1 protein-coding gene is annotated in these 639 nt (G+C 74.6%); it reads left to right on the top strand.

Annotated elements, in window-relative coordinates:
• Positions 1 to 17: 17 nt before the first annotated feature.
• On the top strand, positions 18 to 639 hold a 622-nt coding region (gene mutL, locus AX737_RS13335; protein ID WP_197430569.1), incomplete at its 3' end, for a DNA mismatch repair endonuclease MutL.

The following is a 639-nucleotide window of genomic DNA, read 5'->3' on the forward strand; positions in this document are numbered from 1 at the left end:
GCGCTATACTCGGTTCGATGCCCGCCTCGTCCCGCCCGGTCCGCCGCCTCGATCCGATCCTCGTCGACCGCATCGCGGCAGGCGAGGTGGTGGAGCGCCCGGCCTCCGCCGTGAAGGAACTGGTCGAGAACGCGATCGATGCGGGCGCGCGGACGATCGAGGTGGCGATCGAGGGCGGCGGGCGCCGGCTGATCCGCGTGATCGACGACGGGGTCGGCATGGGGCCGGAGGATCTGGCGCTGGCGGTCGAGCGCCACGCCACCTCGAAGCTGCCGGACGGCGACCTCTTCCGCATCGACAGCCTGGGCTTCCGCGGGGAGGCGTTGCCCTCGATCGGCGCGGTCTCGCGGCTCACGCTGACCTCGCGCACGGACGGGGCCGCGCAGGGCGCGACGCTGACGGTCGATTCCGGCCGCAAGGGCGAGGTCCGCCCGGCCCCCGCCCAGCGCGGCACGCGGATCGAGGTCACCGAACTCTTCGCCGCGACCCCGGCGCGGCTCAAGTTCCTCAAGTCCGACCGGGCCGAGACGGCGGCCGTCGCCGAGATCGTGCGGCGTCTCGCGGTGGCCCAGCCGGGGATCCGCTTCACCCTGCGCAGCGAGGGCGGGACGCCTCTGGTCCTGCCGGCGGAGGAGGGGG

It is taken from the genome of Methylobacterium sp. CCH5-D2 (assembly GCF_001556475.1).
GTDB classification, from domain to species: Bacteria; Pseudomonadota; Alphaproteobacteria; order Rhizobiales; family Beijerinckiaceae; genus Methylobacterium; species Methylobacterium hispanicum.